Origin of the sequence: Acidisoma sp. L85 (genome assembly GCF_009765865.1) — a bacterium.
In the GTDB taxonomy this organism is placed as follows: Bacteria; Pseudomonadota; Alphaproteobacteria; order Acetobacterales; family Acetobacteraceae; genus Acidisoma.
In genome coordinates, this window is sequence record NZ_LMUQ01000043.1 from 37,618 (window position 1) to 37,996 (window position 379).

Genomic DNA, 379 nt, shown 5'->3' on the forward strand with positions numbered 1-379 from the left:
GATGCTCTCCAATCTCCATCCATTCCCTCGCTCCACATGTGGGTTGTGCTGGATGTCGAGAGACGGCAGAGGATACTCGTGACGCGCCGGTATTCTTCCGTGCTTCACGAAGGACGTGGTCGGCGGCAGCCCGCGAGATTGCTGGCGCGATAGCGGCCGGCGACGCCGCTCATCGCCGCCACGGTCTTGGCTGCCGGCGCTAAACGCGAAGCGTGGCGATCGGCTGGTCATCGCCATGCGCCGTTGGGCCGCCGCCCACGGCGCTACGCCGCCAGCGCAGTACGGGGTGCCTCGCTCTCGGTGCTGATGTCGGCCTGGACTGCGTAGTCCGGATGAAAGGCCAGCAGGTAGTCGGCGATACGCTGTGCGTCGGAGGCAG

1 protein-coding gene is annotated in these 379 nt (G+C 66.5%); it reads right to left on the bottom strand.

From position 1 onward, the window contains the following. Window positions 1-231 (bottom strand): hypothetical protein (locus tag GSQ83_RS29885; RefSeq protein WP_216850091.1); only part of this gene is annotated, 231 nt, incomplete at its 3' end. Between the last annotated feature and the right edge of the window lie 148 nt (window positions 232-379).